This is a genomic window from Defluviicoccus vanus, assembly GCF_014672695.1.
GTDB classification, from domain to species: domain Bacteria; phylum Pseudomonadota; class Alphaproteobacteria; order Rhodospirillales; family Defluviicoccaceae; genus Defluviicoccus; species Defluviicoccus vanus.
In genome coordinates this window covers 3515749-3536322 of sequence record NZ_CP053923.1, presented here as the reverse complement: position 1 = coordinate 3536322, position 20574 = coordinate 3515749, and the positions used below count along the sequence as shown (strand labels likewise).

Here is a 20574-nt window from a genome sequence, read left to right as displayed (position 1 = left end):
TCATCCTTTGACGATTTTCTGTCCGAAGAGGGGATCCTCGAAGAGTGCGAGGCCGGCGCGCTCAAGGACGTGTTGGCGTTGCAAATCAAGGCGGCGATGTGCGAACTCGGGCTGAACAAGGTGCAGATGGCGCGCCGAATGCACACCAGCCGGGCGCAGCTCGACCGTCTGCTCGACCCCGGCAACACGTCCGTCACCCTGCACACGATGCAGCGTGCCGCCGCCGTCCTAGGCAAGCGCGTCCGCCTCGATCTGGTTGATACGTCGACGAAGCCCGTGTAGGGCGCATCGCAATCCGCCGGATGGCGCAGACTGCCGACGGGCAATCACCTTCCGTAAACAGCGGATGCAATGTCTAGCAAGTATCTCCCGGGGCGGCTTAATGATATATTCTGGCATCGATGATAATTGGACGCGCGTCGTCATTATGCACTCTCTTGCGCGCCACTACTATAGTATGACTCGTGATACAGACTTCAGGCAGAGAATAGTTCATCGCGGAAGTCATTTTCTTTTCGATTCATTGGCTTTGGAGCAAATGAATAATGAATCATGCATCGTGGAGATGCTAATGGCATGGTGTGTTGTTGCTTTAGAGGCTCTAGTAAATCACGCTTTAGCAGAAACTATTGCCAACAAAGTATGTGCAATCCAGGCTATTGAAAAGCCAGCAAAGTTGCTAGAGGGAATGAAGAAACGTAGCAACGCTACGTCCGATTTGGCAANNAAAAAAATTGTCATCCTCAGCAACGAGCTAGAAAATAGCGAGATTGATAAGACATTAGATTTGGCTGATAGATTAGCTCACATGCGTAATCGTATCGTTCACGACAAGCCATTTGATATTTTTGATAACGGCGATGGAGACGTTGATGTATTCTATTTCTCTTCGCGCGACATACAGCGTCGCCGATATCGATACGAAAAACTAGCAGATTTTTTCACACAATGTGACGAAGTCAAAGATTATGCCTTGAGAAAGTTTGACCTCACGATCAGCGAGAAAATAAGTTTCTATGAGCTATTTCAGCCCACATAAAGAAAATCCAGATTTACCCTATCCGAGACTATCAAAGCATATCAAATTTATTGCAAGAGTGTTTTAGCCCCAGCTCCCGCCAAAAAAGATATAGCTACTATTACGAATTGCGTAAAAATCATCCATGCGATGGTCGATATAGGGTTCCTCTGCAAACCCTGCAAAACAATCGCCGGCCTCCCTAAGAAAAACAAAACGACCCCTATCACAATCAATATCGAGCTAAGAGTGTATGACCGCTCCCATCCAGCATAAATGGCAGCAATCAGCCAGGGAACACCCAAAAGTACAGAAATAATCACTCGTCTTTCACTCTAATGATTAGCCTGGAGCAACTCTCCGTCAAAAAGCGGATGTTCGCTAACGTCAAAGAACTTTCTGTGGGCACTGCACCAAAACGAGGGCATAACGTAAACTCAAAATTTAACAGCGCGTATAGGGCGGGTCGAGACCCGCCGGATGGCGCAGACTGTCGTCGCTTGGCGGTTTTACGCGGGGACACGTCGGCGCCTACTTGTCCTCCAGCAGAGTTCCAATGCGTTCAACGTCTCCTCGACACTGCTGCGAAGTAAGCGGAGCTCTGACCCCACGTTGCGGCCGGTGATTGCTCGCGGATGATGGCGGCTCCCAGGACGGAGGCGCCGCGTGGATCGTTTGCCAAGTAAGGTGCCAATTAATTGGCAAAGCGCCCGTCAGGGCGAGGTACTGCCGTGGGGTGAGCGGCGGCGGCGGTGGAGCTGGGAGGAGAAGGCGCGGATCGTCGCCGAAAGTTTCGCCCCCGACGCCGTGGCGAGCGCGGTCGCCCGCCGGCACGGGCTGCACCGCAACCAGCTGTATGCCTGGCGGAAGGAGTTGCGCCAAGCGGCGGACGCGGCGACGGCGGACGCGGTACCGCTCGACTTCGTGCCGGTAGTGGTGAGCGAGGGGCGTTGTCCAGCCGGCAGTCCGGCGATCGAGATCGAGCTTGCCGGTGCTCGGGTGCGGGTGTCGCCGGGCGCCGATCCGGTGCTCCTGGCGGACGTGCTCCGGACGCTGAAGGCGCTCGGATGATCGTCCCGCCTTCAGGCGTCCGGGTGCTGGTGGCGACGCGGCCGGTCGACTTCCGCTGCGGCGCCGACCGACTCGCTTCGATCGTGCAGACGGCGCTGGGGCACGACCCCTTCTCCGGGACAATTTACGTCTTCCGTTGCAAACGATCGGACAGGCTGAAACTGCTCGTCTGGGACGGCAGCGGCTTGGTGATGGTGTGGAAACGGCTGGAGGCAGGCGTCTTTCGCTGGCCGCCGGTGACCGGGGGCGTGATGCGGCTGTCGGCGGCGCAGCTGGCGGCGCTGTTGGATGGCCTCGACTGGTCGCGGATGCACGCGCCGCGTCTCGGTCGACCGAAGAAGGCACAATAGGCTGTGCCGGCCTGCCGGGGAAGCCACAAGAACTCTGGTAAGCGTCTGGCATCGTGCTTAGAATCGCCGCTCATGACCGACCTCGACGCGATCCCCGACGATCCTTCCGCGCTGCGCGCCGCGCTGCTGGCGATGCGGGCCGAGCTCGCCGCCGAGCGGGCCCTGCGCCGCGGGCTGGAGGACCGGAACGAGCGGCTGCAGCACTTCATCCGCCAGCTGCAGCGGATGCAGTTCGGAAGGCGGTCGGAGGCGCTCGACCCCGACCAGCTGAACCTGGCGCTTGAAGACCTCGAGCAGGCGGTGGCGGAAGCCGACGCCGAGGCGGAGAAGGCCGATCCGCCGCGACGCGAGGCCCGCGCCCGCGAGCGGCGGCAGAACCGCGGCACCCTGCCCGGACATCTGCCGCGGATCGAGGTGGTGATCGAGCCGCCGACGACCATCTGCCCGTGCTGCTCCGGTGCGATGCACATCATCGGCGAGGACCGCTCCGAACGCCTCGACGTGATCCCGATGCGCTGGCAGGTGATCGTCACCCGCCGGCCGAAGTACGGCTGCCGCGCCTGCGGGAGTGCTGTGGTGCAGGCGCCGGCGCCGCCGCGGCTGATCGAGGGCGGCCTGCCCACCGAACGGCTGGTGGCGCACGTGCTGGTGGCGAAATATGCCGACCATGCGCCGCTCTACCGCCAGGCACAGATGCTCGCCCGGCAGGGTATCGCCCTCGACCGCTCGACGCTGGCCTCCTGGGTCGGCACCGCGGCGGCCGAGTTGAAGCCGCTGTGGCGGCTGCTGCGCGACGATCTGCTCGGCTCGGCGAAGCTGTTCGTCGACGAGACGCCGGCACCGGTGCTCGATCCCGGCCGCGGCCGGACGAAGACCGGCTGGTTCTGGGCGATCGCCCGCGACGACCGGCCGTGGGGCGGCGCCGATCCGCCGGCGGTGGTGTTCACCTACGCACCCGGCCGCGGCCACGCGCACGCGGCCACGCTGCTGAAGGACTTCCGCGGCATCCTGCAGACCGACGCCTATGCCGCCTACAAGGCGGTGGCCGGGGCTGCGGGCGACGAAGCGGCTGCCGGGTCCGCCGACGGCGGCGTCCTCCTCGCCCACTGCTGGGCACACTGCCGCCGGCGATTCTACGAGGTCGCACAGAAGCGGCCGGCGCCGATCGCCCATGAGGCGCTGCGGCGGATCGCCGCGCTGTACGAGATCGAGGCGGAGATTCGCGGCAGGCCCGCCTGCGAACGGCGAGCCGTCCGGCAGGCGCGGACGAAGCCGCTGCTGGACGCGATGCGGCCATGGCTCGAGCAATGCCGGGCGCAGCTGTCGAAGAAGTCGCCGCTGGGCGAGGCGATCGGCTACCCGCTGAACCAGTGGGAGGGGCTGAGCCTCTTCCTCGACGACGGCCGGATCGAGATCGACTCGAACGTCATCGAGCGCTCAATGAGGCCGATTGCTCTCAATCGCAAGAACGCACTCTTCGCCGGCCATGACCTGGGAGCGGAAAACTGGGCGGTGCTGGCGTCATTGATCGAGACCTGCAAGTGGCACGCGGTCAACCCGGAAGCCTGGCTCGCCGACGTGCTCGCCCGCCTCGTCTCCGGCTGGCCGAACCGCCGCCTCGCCGAGCTCACCCCCTGGGCATGGAAGGCCGAGCAGGACGCCCTCCACCGCGCCGCCGCGTGACCCATTCCGCTGCGGCCGAGGTCAAGACCGAGCACTCTGGCAAGCGAAAAGCAGGTGCGGCCGGAGCTTCGCTTACGCTGCGAACGATCTTGCCCAGGTGATCGCGGATCTGCTCCTCGTCGATCCGAACCATGTTGCTCAACACCTTCGCCTCGCCGTCCTCACTCATCGTCGCTCCTTCCGTCTGCCGCCGGATGCGTGTCACACACCCAACATATCCAGACCAGAACGACACCGCCCACTCCATATTGTGCGAAAGATTGAATACGTTATCGTTACGGCAGGTTGAGTCATGCCGCATTGCGGAACACAACACGAACATATACACCAACGGATCGCATCCGGCCAACACCCACAACCGCGCCACCGCGGCAACGCCGCTTCTTCACCGAATACGCTTAAGGCTATTCTGAGCTACGCATGCAACTACTCACGCATGCTTATCATTTACCTGATATGACGCAATACAGTTCCTGATGACGGCCGCATGTTTATAAATATCTTCAAGCGCTTCAATATCAACTTTCTCTTCGACTTTATTCGTAAAGATCCCAATGCGCTTAGCATTGTTATTAAAGTGCAACCGGACTATTGGCTTTCTATTGTTGTCATCTAGCAACACCGCGCAATAAGTCTTTGCATCTCGAGTGGCGATTCGTGAAGGGGAAATGATCTCACAAGCTATTGCTTTTATTATTCTCACAGCCTCTAGCTCGTCCTCCGTCGTTTCGATCTCACTTTCTGGGGCAGCAGCCTGCACCTCCTCATGGTTAGCGACCGGCTGAGCGTCTGCCGACCGAAGCGCGTCTTTAAGCCGCTGCGAGACAATGTCCTTGATGACTTCGCGAAATGAACATGCGACGATTTGATTAAATTTTTCTCGCGCGGCTTGGTTGAAATTTCCATCATAAACACGCTTGGCAAATAGACGAACCATCTCTTCAGATGGAGATTCTAACTCACGCCTTAATTGCTCCATTACGAGAGACGTATACTTGAGACTACTTGCAGATCCTAGTATGCCATCGAGGTCGAAATTCTGATGTGCAAATTTTTCAAGTTCCACAATTTCGCTCTCCCGATGCAACGATAGATCGAACCGGAAGAAAGGCTGGCTATCCATCTTGTTTGCTTCATCAAGATCTGAATAAAACCAATACTGCGATCCATTAGTCAATATACTAAATCGCGCCTCTGTTACACTAAAATATCTGTAAAGCTGTGACGCATGAACCTCGCCAAGATCAGCTCCAATGGGTTTGCATTCGACAAGAATAGCAATTTTGTTATTCACGCGAAGAGCGTAATCGACCTTCTCGCCTTTCTTAATGCCGACGTCGGCAATGAACTCTGGAACGACGACCGCAGGATCGAACACATCGTATCCGAGGGCTTTTAGAAAGGGCATAACGAGCGCGTTTTTTGTTGCCTCTTCTGTTAGGATACTTTCTTTGCTTTTCTGGAATTTATGCGCAAGCTTAGAAATGTCGTCCGCAAGAGACATCTGCCCCCACTGCCATCAGTGCGTCTGAAAACTGGGAAAGAATTATAGGTTTTCAATCCACACAATCAAGGATGACTACCGCGCGCGGGGCAGATCGTGATCCATGGTGCAGACTGCCATCACGCGACTTTGTTGGCTGAGGCACCCTACAAAGTCGGCCCTCCTCGGCTCACAGCAAAGTCCCAAGCGTGTCGATGAGCGGCGGCAGGTTCTCATGCCGAAGAGGTCCGGGCCGGGGCGAGGTAAATCCGTGCCCGGATTCTAACGCAGGGCTCCGCGTCGCGTTAAGTCCGACAGGCTGCTAGGGGGTGGCGGAAGCCGAAGCGATCGAAAACGCCAAGGACGCGATCCGCGACGATCTCGCCGTAGTCGATGACCTGCTACGCGGCGAGCATGTGCGCGAGATCAAAGTCTCGCTCTAACCCTGTCGAAGATCCCAGGGTCAATCTTCTCGATGTCGTGCGTGCCGCTGCGGGGCAGGTTTTCGACGATCGCGCCAAGGCGGATCCACATCCGCGAACAAAGGCGTCACGCAGCACGCGTAGATACCGTCTTCAGCATCAAGTGGCGATGTTGGGATTGAACGGTGTGTTGTGCTTGAGGACGCCAAAGGCGATGTGGACGAGCTTTCGCATCGCCGCGCCGAGGGCGCTCATCTTGGATTTGCCGGCAGCGAGGAGGCGCTGATACTGAGAGCGGACGAGCGGGTTGCAGCGTGTGGCGACCATCGCCGGCAGGAACAGCCTGGCCCGCCAGCGGGCATCGCCTGCCTTCGACAGTCGCGGCCGTTTGAGAACGCTCGATCCGGACTGGAATTCGACCGGCACGAGGCCAAGGAATGCCGCTGCCTGACGAGCAGAAGCGAAGCTTCGACCACAGAACAGGGTCAAAAACCACAACGACAGCTTACCGCCAATGCCGGGGATGCTTTCCAGCAGCACACGTTGCTCTTTCAGCTGCGGATGACTGTCGAGATGGTCGTCGACCTGTTGGCGCAGCCGGCCGATCTCCGCCGCCAGTGCGTCCAGCATCGTCTGCAGCGAGACGAGCACCGCGTCGGGGGCCGGCTCGGCGCGCGCCGTCTCCAGCCGGTTGAGTTCACGGGCGTGGTCCTGTTCGAGGGCGGCAAGCCGACCGAGCAGCGCCTTGAGCTGGCGGACGTCGGCCGGCGGCGGCGCCCAGGCGGGCGGCTGCAGGGCATCGCCGAACAGGGCGAGGATCAGGCCGTCGTGCCGGTCGGTCTTTGTCCGGACGCCCAGGCTCTCGGCGAAGCGCTTGACTTGCAAGGGGTTGACCACCGAGACACGACAGCCGGCGTCATGCAGGAAGGTGGCCGCCGCCTCGTGATAAACGCCGGTCGCCTCGATGATGATATGCACGTCCGCCGCCGCGGCACCGGTGACCCGCGTCATCCAGGCAAGCAACGCCGCATGTCCGTCGGCGGTGTTGGCGACGGATTTCGGCCGCGATTGCCGGCGGACGGCATCCCGAAGCCAGGCGCAGTGCAGCTTTTCCTTGCTGACGTCGACCCCGATCACCTGCATCCGAACCTCCGTCGTCGTTGCGGCGACCTCCCGACCGACTGACCTTGTGGATACGGACTTGCAGCATGGTGCTGCGTCCTCGATACCGTCCAGCCTCAAAGAGGTCGAAGGTGTGGACCGGGGGCACAATCTACGCATCGGACTCGCAGTCCAAGGGCAGGTCCATGCTCACCCGGTCCACCATGAGGCCAGCTACGCCTCATGCCCGGCAAGATACAAGGGCGGGTCGAGACCCGCCGGATGGCGCAGACCGTCGTCGCTTGGCGGTTTCACGCGGGGGCACGTCGGCGCCTACTTGTCCTCCAGCAGAGTTCCAAGTGTTTCGATTAGCGACGGCAGGTGCTTGCCGACGATTTGCCAGACATTCTCGTGGTCAACGGCAGCGTAGCCGTGGACGAGGATGTTGCGGAAGGCGATAATTTGCCGAAGGTGCGGGATCCGCTCTGCCGTTTGCGCATCCGCACGCGATAGCTGCGCCAATGCCTCGCCAACGATCTGCAATTGCCGTTCGATCGCCGAACGCAACAACTCGTCGCTGAGATAGTCCCCAAAGGTTCTATCNGCGGCAAAGCGAAGAGCAGCCCTCGCGGCTTCACGCGCGTCCCATAGAAAAGCCTTGGGATCACGCGGCAAAGACATTGCGGCGCCTCTCCTCGATGCTTCGCCGCAGGTAGGGGTTCTCGAGTCGGCTGGCGGCGACGAGATCGACCTTGCGCGAGAGCAGCGCTTCGAGCGCTTCTTTGAAGCCGAAGTAGCCTTCCAAGCCCGCCAAGGGATTACCGGGCTCGAACTCGACGAGAAAATCGATGTCGCTTTGCTTTGGGTCGAAATCCCCNCGTGCCGTCGAACCGAACACATCAAGACGACGCACGTGGTACTGCCGGCACAATTGCGCGATCCGCGGCCGCGCACCCTCGATCAAATCCTGCATCACGCTGCTACCGACAAGGCACTATGGGAAGTCTATTATAATAGGTTGTGAGAGATTTCGCCGCCGAGCAATTGAACGTGTTCGCTTGAACGCGCGACGCTTGGCCCGTCACAGCTCAGCTCACGTCGGGTGGATCGCGATCCACCGCTTCCTTCTTTTTTGCGTGGTGGATGGCGGGTCATGACCCGCCCTTGTATCTTGCCGGGCATGAGGCGTAGCTGGCCTCATGGTGGACCGGGTGAGCATGGACCTGCCCTTGGACTGCGAGTCCGATGCGTAGATTGTGCCCCCGGTCCACACCTTCGACCTCTTTGAGGCTGGACGGTATCGAGGACGCAGCACCATGCTGCAAGTCCGTATCCACAAGGTCAGTCGGTCGGGAGGTCGCCGCAACGACGACGGAGGTTCGGATGCAAGTGATCGGGGTCGACGTCAGCAAGGAAAAGCTGCACTGCGCCTGGCTTCGGGATGCCGTCCGCCGGCAATCGCGGCCGAAATCCGTCGCCAACACCGCCGACGGACATGCGGCGTTGCTTGCCTGGACAACGCGGGTCACCGGTGCCGCGGCGGCGGACGTGCATATCATCCTCGAGGCGACCGGCGTTTATCACGAGGCGGCGGCTACCTTCCTGCATGACGCCGGCTGTCGTGTCTCGGTGGTCAACCCCTTGCAAGTCAAGCGTTTCGCCGAGAGCCTGGGCGTCCGGACAAAGACCGACCGGCACGACGGCCTGATCCTCGCCCTGTTCGGCGATGCCCTGCAGCCGCCCGCCTGGGCGCCACCGCCGGCCGACGTCCGCCAGCTCAAGGCGCTGCTCGGTCGGCTTGCCGCCCTCGAACAGGACCACGCCCGTGAACTCAACCGGCTGGAGAAGGCGCGCGCCGAGCCAGCCCCCGACGCGGTGCTCGTCTCGCTGCAGACGATGCTCGACGCACTGGCGGCGGAGATCGGCCGGCTGCGCCAACAGGTCGACGACCATCTCGACAGTCATCCGCAGCTGAAAGAGCAACGTGTGCTGCTGGAAAGCATCCCCGGCATTGGCAGTAAGCTGTCGTTGTGGTTTTTGACCCTGTTCTGTGGTCGAAGCTTCGCTTCTGCTCGTCAGGCAGCGGCATTCCTTGGCCTCGTGCCGGTCGAATTCCAGTCCGGATCGAGCGTTCTCAAACGGCCGCGACTGTCGAAGGCCGGCGATGCCCGCTGGCGGGCCAGGCTGTTCCTGCCGGCGATGGTCGCTACCCGCTGCAACCCACTGATCCGCGCCCAGTATCAGCGCCTCCTCGACGCCGGCAAATCCAAGATGAGTGCCCTCGGCGCGGCGATGCGAAAGCTCGTCCACATCGCCTTTGGCGTCCTCAAGCACCAAANNAACCGTTCGATCCAAATTTGGCCGCTTGATGCTGAAGACGGTATCTACAACTTCGGTCGCTTCATCGGTTACATCGACATAAGAACCCCGCCGAGAAAGGAACCAAGCGTCGTGTGTACGGCCTCGTGCGTGTTTCATAGGAAGACCCTGGGATCACGCGGCGAAGACGTTGCCGCGGCTCTCCTCGATGACCTGCCGCAGGTAGGGGTTCCGACCCGGCTACCGGCGACGAGGCGGCCCGGAGACGCTGCGATCGCTTTCTCGGAAACGCCAGGGCATGCACGGCGTTTATACCTTATACCTTGGACAACGACCCTGAATGTGGGGAGGTTGCCGACGTCCTTCCCCCGATGGAATTCGAAGGTGTCAATCGCGCTGTTGATCGCCGGCAGCCTGTTGCTGCTGGTGACGGTTTTGCCGTTTCTGCCGGTCGATCACCGGTTCGTCCGGGTCTGGGATTTCCCGCGGGCTCAGCGCGCATAGGGCGCATCGCGATGCGCCGGATGGCGCAGACTGCCGTCGAACGGCCGCTTGCCGGTAAAGTCACCCCGCTCGAACCGCTCCTTGCACGCGCGCGGGCCCTATTCTCCGGTTGGCCTTTCGATGTCCCGGAATGCGCCTCGCACGAGGGCCGCGCGTTATCGAATTGCCCTGTCTCGAGTAGCTCTCTGTCTCGCTTATACTCCGCGGTCGCCGATTGCGCCATCCCGCGGGTCACGATCCGCCCGATGCGCGTTGCGCTTGCCGCCTTCCTGGGCAACCCCGCTTCGGCTAATCTGCAACAGCCTGCGCAGGATAGAACACGTGCCACCGGATTGCCTTGCACCCGTCCGAGGAAGGGTTCGCCGTTGCGGTCCCCGGCTTGCCCGGCTGCTGGTCGCAAGGGGCTACACAGGCCGAAGCAATCGCAAACGTCAAGGACGCGATCTGCGACGATCTCGCCGTCGTCGATGACCTGCTACGCGGCGTAGNNCAGGTCCGTGACATCGACGTTTCGCTCTAACCTTATCGAAGTCCCAGGGTCAATCTTCTCGATGTCGTGCGTGCCGCTGCGGGGCAGGTTTTCGACGATCGCGCCAAGGCGGATCCACATCCGCGAACAAAGGCGTCACGCAGATCAATTAGCCAATTCCTCCCAAGAAACAAACGCGCTATACTTACCCTATATGAGGGACACGGGGGATGGCAATGACTAATGAAAAATTAACGCTAAGTGACACTGCAAATGCATCGGAGCAGCCATCAAAATACATGAGTGCGCTAATCTCAAGTGTCAACGATGGCGCCAAGGCAGTACAATCATCGAATTTTGCGCTTTGTTCTGTCGGACTTTATCTCGCCGCGGCGTCAATTTCAATTAATGACGAGGATATATTCAGAGGATCGTCTTTTCAAATTTCGCAATTGGGCGGCGTGAGCATTCCGATTATCGCATCTTTCATCCTCGGCCCCATCGTCTTCCTCCTGCTCCATATTCAGCTCTTGCTGCGCTATCGAATTTTGGCGGAAAGCGTCTGCGCGCTATCCACGGAATTGCACACTTTGCAGAAGGATGCTCGAACGCGATGCCTGCGTTTAGTGGCGAGTGTCGATTTCGTGCGGATGATCCTGAGGTGGAAATTCAAAGAGGACATCTCGTCGTCTTATGACCGGACAACCGTGTTCCTGACGACGACCCTGCTGCCACTTGCCGTGTTGCTCGTCGTCCAAATCAGTTTCGTTCGCTATCAGAATATCGGCATTACCTATCTGCAGACGGCGGTGCTGTTGTTCGAACTGGGGGCGATTGGGATCTTTCACTACTGGCTGGAAGGCAAGAAGGACGCGAGCGGCGCGCGCACCAGGGAGGGAAAGCTTCGCCATGGTTTGCTTGTCGGCGCGTTTCCGGCGGCGGTGGCGATCTTTAGCCTCATCTACGTTCAGGTGCCCGCGGTCGATGATGGCCGCATCCGCTTCTACGATTTGCCAAAATCGGAGCAGGAGCGGTCGTGGCCCCGGCGCTTCTTCGATCAACCCCTCGATATGGTGCTGTGTCCAGAGTTCGGATGGGGCTGTCGCCACCTTCGCCTCAACAATCGCAAGCTTGTCGGTACTCAAACCCGGGATGACGCGCTATGGAAAGTGCTGACGGAGTCACGCGCGGGCGCATTGGCGGCAATCGATGGCCTATCATTGCGGGAAAGAACGCTGCGTTACGCCAATTTCAACGGCAGTCGGGCGCTGAAAGTCGATTTGGTCGGCGATGACCTGCGTCACGCCAGCTTCTGGAATGCGGCGTTCCAGGGAGCGAGCTTGTCGTTTACCAAGCTGCAAGGTGCCGACCTCGAACGGGCGCAACTTCAGGAAGCGGACTTGACATCGGCGCTCTTGACTGGTGCCAATCTGCGGGACGCGCAATTGCAGGGGGCCGACCTTGAATTGGCGGACCTTCGAGGGGCCGATTTGACCGGCGCGCAATTGGTCGGGGCCAATCTCAACAAGGCGCAGCTGCAAGGAGCCAGCCTCGAACGGGCCAACCTCCGCTATGCTAATTTGCAGCAGGCAGAATTCAACCACACGGCGATCAACGTCGAAACACGCTTTGATTTTGCCGATATGCGCAACGTCAACTTCCACCCGAAAGAGGCGGACGCGGAAACCACAGATGCGGTTCTCGCAGTGGGCTTAAGCAATGACATGAAAGATGCGTTCACGGAGCGGATGCGTACAGCGAAATCCGTGATCGTGGACGAAACCGTTGAACAAAAAGTATACCTTACGCTTACGAAAACGGATAGCATATTTTCGAAAGTAAATAACGGAAAAGTGATCGAAGAGAATGAGAAATATCTTGAATTACTCGAGGGACAGCCGGTCACAGATCCAGTTGTGGCCTCAGGATTAGTGCGAAGAGCGATTGCTTTTTCGTCGATTAATGACAAAAATAACGTTGAGATGAAGGTTGAGGTCGATAAGCAACGATGTGAGACTAAGATGGAAAAGATATTTCGCGACTTGATCTGTCATCTGCACGAACAATTGAAGGGTGATGGCTCCAATAAAAGAGACGCCAATAAGAGCGACGTCAATAAGAGCGACTATGTCTCCGTCGAACTGATGCGTCAGTTGGACGCGCTGAGCTGGCAGTGCCGGGGAGAAGGACAAAAAGAAGCTTGCGAGCCGGCGATCGGCCAACCCACGGCAGCGGTGGGCGCAGGCGTTCCGCTCTCGCAACGGAACTGACCTCGCGGAGTGTGAACCGGGTATCGCTTGGGACGGTGGTAAGTACGGCCAAATCAAGCCGTAGCCCGTATGAGCACTTGCGGGATCCGGGAAATGCCTCCCTGCCGAACCGTTCTTCGTCGTTGGGCGCGATGCGAACGGTGGGTAACAGAGGTATGCGGGGGTGGACTGGAGTGCATTCGGGCAACCGGGACATAACGGCGGTGGTTTCCCTCACCCGGTGTGATGCGCCGATCTCCTCCGTATGCGCGCCGATGACGGCGTTGTAGCGAAGTGGCGGGGGCAAGGCCGCGGCAACGCCTCGACCCCGCCCCCGGCCCACCGCATCGCTAAAGCGACGGATCGCCGGTCAGGCCGACGGTGCGGCCGTCGAAGCCGGCGGCATCGAAATAGCGCAGGCATTCGATCGCCTGATAGCGAAGCTTAGTCCGTAGTCCGTTCGCCGCCGGGGTGGACATGGCGACACCCGAGGTGACGAGCGGCAGCTGACGGCCGGGGAAGGCCTCCCAGAGGACACGACCGGTCAGCGCCCCTTTGCTGGTGATCTTAAGGTCGAGAAGGGTGGCGATGGTCCGGCCGATGTCGGCGTTGCTGCTCGGCGCCGTATCGACGAAGCCCTGCTTGAAGTCGGGACCGTAGGCGGCCTGGAAGTTCCAGGTATCGCCACGGCTGAAGCTGCCGTGCATGCCCTGTCCTTGCTGCAGCCCGGGNTCGGCCACTTCGGCCGCGCACATGGCCTTTGACAGGCCGCAACCGGTGTCGACACTGGTAAAGTTGACGATGATGGCTGGCATCGGCGTGAGTGCCGTTCCTTCCAGCGAAATCGATCGCGCGGTGAGGGCGCCCGGGATCGGCCCGAATTTGCGATCGGCGAACAGGCCGCTGACGTAGTCCTGCTGCACCAGGATCGCCGCCACCTGCTTGGCGAGGCTGGCATCACCACTCGGGATGTAGACGAGGTCGGATCCACCGTTGGCGGCGACGATCACCTGCGGATGTGCCGGATCGGTGCCGATGAAGCCGTTGCCGCGGGAGGGATACTGGCCGGCGGCGGGATCGATCGGCGCATTGGCGGCATCCGGATCGTAGAGCGGCAGGTCCAGGCCCTTCGCCAGGTCGATGGCGACGAAGCCCGGAGGCAGGAAGCCGGCGACGACGTTGGGATAGGTATTCTGCGTCGCGGAGCTGGTGCTGCTCTGTTTCGAGATGGTGGAGAAGCCGTGATCGGCAGAGACGATGATATCCGTCTTCGCATCGAGCCCAAGTTGTTGTAAAGCGGTGCGAATCTGCTGGAGATTGTTATCGGCATTGCTGACGGAGGCGTGCGACGTCGGGCCGTTGATGCCGGGCGTCAGCGTATTCAGGCTATCGCCCTGATTATGCTGTGTACCGTCCGGATCGCGCGACCAAAACACCAGCACGAAGCGCTTGTTCTGCGCCTTGAAATACGGCAGCAGCACCTTGGTCACCACGTCGGCGAAGTATTGCTGCTGAGTCACATTGGCGACGGTGGTGCCGGGGGTGGTCGAATTGCCCGAACTGCCGTTGGCGCCGCGACTGGGGGCGACCAGCGGCAGGCCGGCGGCAGTCAGCAGCGCCTGCATTTCGGCCGAGAGCGGGATCCCGGTAGAACTCCCGGTGGCGTCGTCGACGATCACCGTCGGGCTGCCGCTGCGGTCAGTGTGGTCGAACAGCAGGGTTGGTCCCAGCTTGCCGACGGCGGCGGTGCCGTAGCCCTTAGCCCGTGCGGCGGCGAGGATTGTCTCCTCGTTGATGAAATTACCGCCGAAGTTCTCGTCGATGTCGCCGAGAATGGCGTCGTTTTCGATGAAGGTGATCGTTTGGTTGTTGGCATGGGGAATTGGAACGCCGAGGTAGAGCGTGTTGCTGAANCAGCCGGTGTCGCCCAGTTTGTGGCCGGTCGCCATCGCCGACGAGTTGGGCATGGTGAAGGTGGGGAACAGCGAATGGCTGTTCTTGAACCAGACGCCGTCGGCCTTGATGGCGTTCAGTGTCGGCGCCGTCGATGCATCGACGCTCTGCGCCCGCAAGCCATCGGGGACGAAGAGGATGAGGTTGCTGTTCCACGCGCACGCCTGGCCGCCGAAAGTGAGCGTCGCGCCGAGGCTGACGGCGGTGGCCGCCATCAGGCGAACGTAAGGTCTCATGGGAGATGTCCCTTCCCCGTGAACGATCCGTGCGCCGTTCACCGGGCATGGCCGTCACGGCGCACTCGGACGCTACTACCGCCCCGGACTGTCAACCCGTGAAGGTTTGGCGAAGCTTTGCCGCAGATGTGGGATTTGTTCCGCCGTCCGTGGCTCGACGCGCGACAGTCGTCTTAGTGCCTCACCGACATTCTGCAACGTCCACACTCACCGGGGCATCGCTGCACCTTCAGGCTTTGGTCGGCAGGACGCGCTAGCAGCCTGTCGGACTTAACGCGAGGCGGAGCTGTGGGTTATAGAATCCGGGCATGGATTCACGCCCCCGGCCCGGACCTCTTCGGCATGAGCAACTTCCGCCCGATCGACCGCGACAGCGGATTTCTGATGCCGCCGTCGGTGGACGAGTGGCTTCCGCAGCGGCACTTGGCGCGGTTCGTGGTGGAGGTGATCGCGGGGCTGGATCTGCGGCCGATGACCGGCAGCTACCGTGGCTCTGGGGAAGCGTCCTACCACCCCAGCCTTCTGCTGGGCATTCTGATCTACGGCTACGCCACCGGGGTGTTCTCCAGCCGCAAGCTGGAGCGGGCGACCTATGACAGCGTGGCGTTCCGCTTCATCGCGGCGAACGATCATCCGGACCATGACACCATCGCCGCGTTCCGCCGACGCTTTCTGCCGCAGATCGAGAAGCTGTTCGTCCAGGTGCTGGTGCTCGCGCGCGAGATGGGCGTGCTGAAGCTGGGAACGGTCGGGCTCGACGGGACCAAGGTCCACGCCAATGCCAGCCGGCACAGCGCGCTGTCCTATGACCATGCGGGCAAGCTGGAGGCCCAACTGCAGGCCGAAGTGGCCGATCTCATGGCCAAGGCAGAAGCGGCGGACCAGGTGGACATCGCTGACGGCATGTCGATCCCCGACGAATTGGCGCGACGTGAGGAACGGTTGTCCAGGCTCGCCGAGGCCCGGGCGAAGATCGAGGCCCGCGCGAAGGAACGCTTCGAACGGGAGCAGGCAGACCATCAGGCGAAACTCGCAGCACGGGACGCCAAGGCAGCGGCCACCGGCAAGAAGCCCACGGGCCGTGAGCCGAAGCCGCCGGTGGCGACGCCGCTGCCCACGGATCAGATCAATCTGACCGACGAGGAAAGCCGCATCATGGCGGTGGCGGGCGGCGGTTTTGAGCAGTGCTACAATGCGCAGGCGGCGGTGGCGGCGGGCAGTCTGCTGGTGGTGGTCGCCGACGTGGTGCAGGCGCCCAACGACAAGCAGCAGCTTACACCCATGCTGGACAAGATCGGCACTCTGCCGGACGTGCTCGGCAGGCCGGACATGCTGTTGGCGGACAATGGCTACTTCAGCGAGGCGAATGTGCAGGCCTGTGTGGCCGGCGGGATCGAACCGCTGATCGCACTTGGTCGCGAGGCGCATCATCTCAGCCTGCAAGAGCGCTTCGCTGCGGCGCCACCGGCGCCCGAAGACCCCACCCCGGTTCAGGCGATGGCGTATCGGCTGCGCACGCCGCAGGGCCGCGCGCTCTACGCCCTGCGCAAGCAGACGCCCGAGCCAGTGTTTGGCATCATCAAGTCCGTGCTGGGGTTCCGGCAGTTCCTGCTGCGCGGGCTCAATGCCGCCCGTGGCGAGTGGAGGCTTGTGACCATGGCATGGAACCTGAAGCGGATGTTCGCCCTCAGCCGCGCCGTCTAGCCTGCGCGGCCAGTTCCGCAGGCGCGCCAGCGCGACCGCACCGCCCAAAATGGCGCTGACAGAGGCGCCGACGCACCGATCCCTACGCAGGTCCGGCGACGCCCGAGACGCAAGTCCGACAGGCTGCTAGGGACTCGTCCGCCCGCCGTGGTAGGGTCGCGGCCGCGTCTTCAGGGCGGGGTGCAATTCCCCACCGGCGGTATGTCCTCAGGCGGACGAGCCCGCGAGCGCTTGCGGTTCCGCAAGNGTCAGCAGATCTGGTGCAAAGCCAGGGCCGACGGTCACAGTCCGGATGGAAGAAGGTGCTGACAACCGAGGCCGACGCAGCGGGCAATCGTTGCGCCGGGTCGANGTGTTTGCGTTTGCCCCGAAGCGTTTTTCGCGATTCTTTTCCNNAAGCGAGGAGCGTTTCATGTTCACACAGTCCNNACCCTCCAGACATCTTACGGTCCCTCCGGCAGCAGTCCACGAAGAGACGATGTTGTGGATGCCATGCGGGAAGGGCGTCCGGTCATCCTCGTCGACGATGCCGATCGGGAGGACGAGGCCGATCTCATCGTCGCCGCAGAAAAGCTGACAGTGGCGACGATGGCGCTGATGATCCGCGAATGTAGCGGCATCGTCTGTCTGTGCCTGACCCCGTCTGCTGTCCACCAACTCGAACTGCCGTTCATGGTCGCGCGCAACGAGAGCCGGTTCGGCACCGCCTTTACCGTCTCCATCGAGNCCCGGCACGGGGTGACCACCGGCGTTTCCGCCGCCGACCGAGTCGCCACCATCCGGGCGGCGATCGCCGACGACGCGGTGGCCGACGATCTGGTGCGTCCCGGCCATGTCTTTCCACTGTCTGCCCACCCGGACGGGTTGCTTGGCCGCCGCGGCCACACCGAGGGTGCCATCGAGCTGGCGCGCCTGGCGGGCCTCAAGCCGGCAGCGGTGCTCTGCGAACTGATGAACCCGGACGGCACGATGGCGCGGGGCGAAGACATCCGGCGCTTCGCCCGCCTCCATCACCTGCCCATCGTCGCCATCGACGAGTTGATCCGCCTGACGTCGCGGCAGCCCGCAACGGGCGGAGCGTGACCCACGCCGGCGCGCCAACCGGACTGGTGACGCTGGATCGATGGCATACTCGGGGTGACGGTGACAGCACACGCCTGACAGCGAGGTAATGGCGATGACATGTCTGGCGGACGGGTTCCGGTGGGTAGATACGGCGGCTGATTGGCAGAAGCTCGCCGGCTGCCTCGCCTTCATCGACGATCTCGCCGACTTTCGCGCCTACAAAGACCAGGCGATCGACGGCCTTGGCTTGACCGCGGCGTCTCGCGTCGCCGATGTTGCCTGCGGCCTCGGCTTCGATCTCGTCCGGCTGCAGCGGCGCGCACCGCTGGGGCAGGTGGTTGGGTTCGACGCCAGCCGGGCGCTGCTCGCCGCCGCGCGGCAGCAACTTGCCGGCTGCGATGGTGTTGCGCTGCTCGCCGCCGACGCCCGCCGGCTGCCATGCGCCGACGGGGTGTTCGATGCGGTGCGGATCGACCGCGCGCTGCAGCACATCGAAGCACCGGGAATGGTCGTCGCCGAGATGAAGCGGGTCACCCGGCCGGGCGGCATTGTCGCCGCGTCGGAGCCGGACTGGGCGAGTTTCTCTCTCGGCGCCGACGACGATCCGGCTGTCACGACAATTATCGCCGAGTGGACCGCCGGCTTTCGCAACCCGCGGATCGGTCGTCAACTGGCGGCGTTGTTCGCCGTCGGAGGTCTCGCCACCAGCGGCCACCTGACGCAGACGATCATCGTGCGCGACTGGATCGCCGCCGATCGGGTGTTCGACATCACCGAAACCATCCGCCGCTGCGTGACGAAAGGGCTGATCGATGCACCGACGGCCGAGCGGACCGTCGCGAGCATGATCGAACACGCCGGCAACGGCCATTTCGCCGCCCGCCTGGTGATCCACACGGTGACGGGGAGGATGTAGTCGCGCCTGCACGGAGAACCGGACGGCATCCACGATAATGCAGTCGCAACCAATGGTTGATGTGTGGCGAGAATGGAGTTACAGGTGAAATGAAAGCAGGCCGGCGTCCCGGTGTTGGGCAAGCAGCGTAAATGCCGGCGAAGGCTCTGCACGATCGAAGCAAGAGCCTAATCAGCTGCTGTTTCTGAGGAGGTCAAGGTCGTGAAGGTGTTTGGGATCTTTTTGCTTGCTTTTATGGTCGCGTTCACCGGCCAACTGACGTCATCTCTGGCAGGAGAAATCCGCCAGGAACGGGTCAGTTTTCACGCCGGCGCTTCATCGGCGACGATCAAGGGCTCGATCAAAGGCTATGAGACGATCGACTACGTGCTCGGCGCCAAGGCCGGACAGACGATGAGCGTCACTCTCAAGACCAATAATGGTGCCAACTATTTTAACGTGCTTCCACCGGGCTCGGACGACGCGATCGCCATCGGCACCAACCTGGGCAACGCCTGGACCGGAACCCTGCCCGTCGATGGTGATTACCGGATCCGCGTCTTTCTCATGCGCAGTGCCGCACGGCGCAATGAAGTGGCAGCATACACGCTGGCTGTGGGCATCAACGCTCCCGCCGGCGAGGCACGGACCGACGATGCGAAGGTGGCAGGAACAGCCTACCAGGCCACCGGTACGGTGCCGTGCTCAGTCGGTACGGATCCGAAAGGCTCGGCGCAATGCTCGTTCGGGGTGATCCGTGGTGCCCCCGGCAACGCCGAGGTCCATCTCGCCGCGGTCGGTTTTGACGTCAAGCTACAGCCCGACCAGGTCGAGACCGTTCTCGTCTTTGCCGGCGATAAGGTGACGAGCCGCTATCCCAATCACAAGGTGACGGCCGAGAAGACCAGCGACGAGTGGTCGATCGGCGTCGACGACTTCCACTTTTACGTTATTCCGAAAGCGGTGGTGAACGGCGGTTGAACGCCGTCGGTGTGGCGGCAGTGGCAAGAGTGCAGATTGCGAAAAGCCTCCATCGATGACGATGCGTCGCATCCTCATGACGATCGCCGCAATCTACACGCTCGCCGGCATGGGTGCCCTCGTCATCGGCTTCGCCATTCCGTGGGATGATCCGCTTGCCGCGGTCTATGCGCTGTTGGCCGGTTTGCCCTGGACGTTCCTGTGGTCGCTGCTGGACGTCTACGCGGAGGAGTCGGTTGCTATCAACATCGCCCTGATCACCGGCTCGATCGTCCTCAACGTCGTCTTGCTGTGGTGGTGGGCGCTGACGCGTCGGCGCTCGCCGCAAGAGATGCCCTAAGGGCGGTGATCTGTCGGGGCGCTGGCAGGTGATGGTGGGTGCAGCGGAAAAGGACTCAGCTCCGGCCCGCAAACCGACGTGCGAGACGATCCCGCGCTGTGTTCACATCAATGCTGCCCTGTGCCGCCTTTCTTCGGCGATGCCTTGCCGCCATCGCCTCACATCCGAGGAGCGTCGCACATCCAAGCGGACTGGGTGTTGGATGGGTGATGACTTGTAGCGGGTGTTCGTTAGCGCTGGCGGCAAACCGAGTGCGGCAAGGGTGTAACGGCGGCGATGACGATACCATGTCTTATTTGTTCCGGGCACCGATCTCAAGCCGGCAGAACGCAGTCCAAAGCGTTTAAACCGCCGACGTCAGGCGCGATGGGAGTAAGACCAAATGACCGACGAAAAGACATTGAGCGAGAAGGCGATGGGCACGGCAGCGAGCGCGGGGGAAGCCGCGGCACAGCGGGCGGACCAAGTGGCCATGGGCGAAGCAGCAACCGAGGTGTCGGCCGGCCAGCGCCGCGCTGCCGAAGAAGCCATGGGCCGCACGGCAACGGCGGCGGAAGCAGCGATTCAGCAGGCCGATGAGACGGCGATCGGCACGCTCGCGACGGCAAGCCAGCAGGCGGAGGAGAAACGCGACGAACTCGCCATGGGCACTCCCGCGAGCGGGGCGCAGGAGGCAGAGAAAACAGCCGACGAGACGGCGATGGGTCGCGCCCACACCACCTGAAAGGGTT

18 protein-coding genes and 1 riboswitch are annotated in these 20574 nt (G+C 61.6%); of the genes, 13 read left to right on the top strand and 5 right to left on the bottom strand.

The window, feature by feature from the left end; translation table 11 throughout:
• Positions 1-78 precede the first annotated feature (78 nt).
• The 4 genes from HQ394_RS16050 (at position 79) to tnpC (ending at position 4122) form a co-directional block, all read left to right on the top strand.
• Positions 79-282: a helix-turn-helix domain-containing protein gene (locus HQ394_RS16050; protein ID WP_223291643.1), complete on the top strand. Its 204-nt coding sequence runs from the start codon at positions 79-81 to the stop codon at positions 280-282.
• Positions 283-1705: 1423 nt separating this feature from the next.
• Positions 1706-2089 carry an IS66-like element accessory protein TnpA gene (tnpA, locus tag HQ394_RS16040; RefSeq protein ID WP_190260387.1) on the top strand — a complete coding sequence of 128 codons (384 nt, stop codon included), beginning with the start codon at positions 1706-1708 and terminating at the stop codon, positions 2087-2089.
• Positions 2086-2439, top strand: coding sequence for an IS66 family insertion sequence element accessory protein TnpB (gene tnpB, locus HQ394_RS16035; RefSeq protein WP_190260124.1), 354 nt, complete (start codon positions 2086-2088; stop codon positions 2437-2439). The genes tnpA and tnpB overlap by 4 nt, the downstream gene beginning before the upstream one ends.
• A 72-nt stretch (positions 2440-2511) precedes the next feature.
• The gene (gene tnpC / locus HQ394_RS16030; protein WP_190260388.1) at positions 2512-4122 is read left to right on the top strand and encodes an IS66 family transposase; all 1611 of its coding nucleotides are present in this window, start codon (positions 2512-2514) and stop codon (positions 4120-4122) included.
• 430 nt (positions 4123-4552) lie between these two features.
• Here tnpC and HQ394_RS16025 read toward each other — a convergent pair whose 3' ends face one another.
• From HQ394_RS16025 to HQ394_RS16010, 4 genes are all read right to left on the bottom strand, one after another.
• The gene (locus tag HQ394_RS16025; RefSeq protein ID WP_190261060.1) at positions 4553-5626 is read right to left on the bottom strand and encodes a type I restriction endonuclease; all 1074 of its coding nucleotides are present in this window, start codon (positions 5624-5626) and stop codon (positions 4553-4555) included.
• Positions 5627-6186: 560 nt separating this feature from the next.
• Entirely contained in the window at positions 6187-7170 is a 984-nt protein-coding gene (locus tag HQ394_RS16020; protein ID WP_190261059.1) for an IS110 family RNA-guided transposase, read from the bottom strand.
• A 291-nt stretch (positions 7171-7461) separates the two neighbouring features.
• Positions 7462-7809, bottom strand: a complete 348-nt coding sequence (locus HQ394_RS16015) for a HepT-like ribonuclease domain-containing protein (protein ID WP_190261058.1) — start codon at positions 7807-7809, stop codon at positions 7462-7464.
• Positions 7793-8101, bottom strand: coding sequence for a nucleotidyltransferase family protein (locus HQ394_RS16010; RefSeq protein WP_190263351.1), 309 nt, complete (start codon positions 8099-8101; stop codon positions 7793-7795). The genes HQ394_RS16015 and HQ394_RS16010 overlap by 17 nt, the downstream gene beginning before the upstream one ends.
• Before the next feature lie 272 nt (positions 8102-8373).
• On the opposite strand from HQ394_RS16010, the gene HQ394_RS16005 reads away from it, so the two are divergent.
• The 3 genes from HQ394_RS16005 to HQ394_RS15995 all read left to right on the top strand — a co-directional run bounded on the left by HQ394_RS16005 (position 8374) and on the right by HQ394_RS15995 (position 12690).
• Positions 8374-9951, top strand: a complete 1578-nt coding sequence (locus HQ394_RS16005) for an IS110 family RNA-guided transposase (RefSeq protein ID WP_456151450.1) — start codon at positions 8374-8376, stop codon at positions 9949-9951.
• A 337-nt stretch (positions 9952-10288) separates the two neighbouring features.
• The gene (locus HQ394_RS21305) at positions 10289-10471 is read left to right on the top strand and encodes a type II toxin-antitoxin system HicB family antitoxin (protein WP_223291641.1); all 183 of its coding nucleotides are present in this window, start codon (positions 10289-10291) and stop codon (positions 10469-10471) included.
• Positions 10472-10650: 179 nt separating this feature from the next.
• Complete coding sequence (locus HQ394_RS15995) at positions 10651-12690, top strand: pentapeptide repeat-containing protein (RefSeq protein ID WP_190261057.1); 2040 nt, start codon at positions 10651-10653, stop codon at positions 12688-12690.
• A 329-nt stretch (positions 12691-13019) separates the two neighbouring features.
• On the opposite strand, the gene HQ394_RS15990 is transcribed toward HQ394_RS15995, so the two are convergent.
• Entirely contained in the window at positions 13020-14837 is a 1818-nt protein-coding gene (locus HQ394_RS15990) for an alkaline phosphatase family protein (RefSeq protein WP_456151637.1), read from the bottom strand.
• A 363-nt stretch (positions 14838-15200) separates the two neighbouring features.
• Here HQ394_RS15990 and HQ394_RS15985 point away from each other — a divergent pair, with 363 nt between their 5' ends.
• The 6 genes from HQ394_RS15985 (at position 15201) to HQ394_RS15960 (ending at position 20567) form a co-directional block, all read left to right on the top strand.
• Positions 15201-16562: an IS1182 family transposase gene (locus tag HQ394_RS15985; RefSeq protein ID WP_190260069.1), complete on the top strand. Its 1362-nt coding sequence runs from the start codon at positions 15201-15203 to the stop codon at positions 16560-16562.
• A 162-nt stretch (positions 16563-16724) separates the two neighbouring features.
• Positions 16725-16870: riboswitch (FMN riboswitch) on the top strand.
• A 76-nt stretch (positions 16871-16946) separates the two neighbouring features.
• Positions 16947-17645 carry a 3,4-dihydroxy-2-butanone-4-phosphate synthase gene (gene ribB / locus HQ394_RS15980; protein ID WP_407644754.1) on the top strand — a complete coding sequence of 233 codons (699 nt, stop codon included), beginning with the start codon at positions 16947-16949 and terminating at the stop codon, positions 17643-17645.
• Between the two features lie 94 nt (positions 17646-17739).
• A complete protein-coding gene (locus HQ394_RS15975) occupies positions 17740-18543 on the top strand; it encodes a methyltransferase domain-containing protein (RefSeq protein ID WP_190261054.1) in 804 nt (267 codons plus the stop codon).
• Between the two features lie 201 nt (positions 18544-18744).
• Entirely contained in the window at positions 18745-19503 is a 759-nt protein-coding gene (locus tag HQ394_RS15970; RefSeq protein WP_190261053.1) for a hypothetical protein, read from the top strand.
• 55 nt (positions 19504-19558) lie between these two features.
• Entirely contained in the window at positions 19559-19843 is a 285-nt protein-coding gene (locus HQ394_RS15965) for a hypothetical protein (protein WP_223291640.1), read from the top strand.
• A gap of 382 nt (positions 19844-20225) precedes the next feature.
• Complete coding sequence (locus HQ394_RS15960) at positions 20226-20567, top strand: hypothetical protein (RefSeq protein ID WP_190261051.1); 342 nt, start codon at positions 20226-20228, stop codon at positions 20565-20567.
• Positions 20568-20574 lie beyond the last annotated feature (7 nt).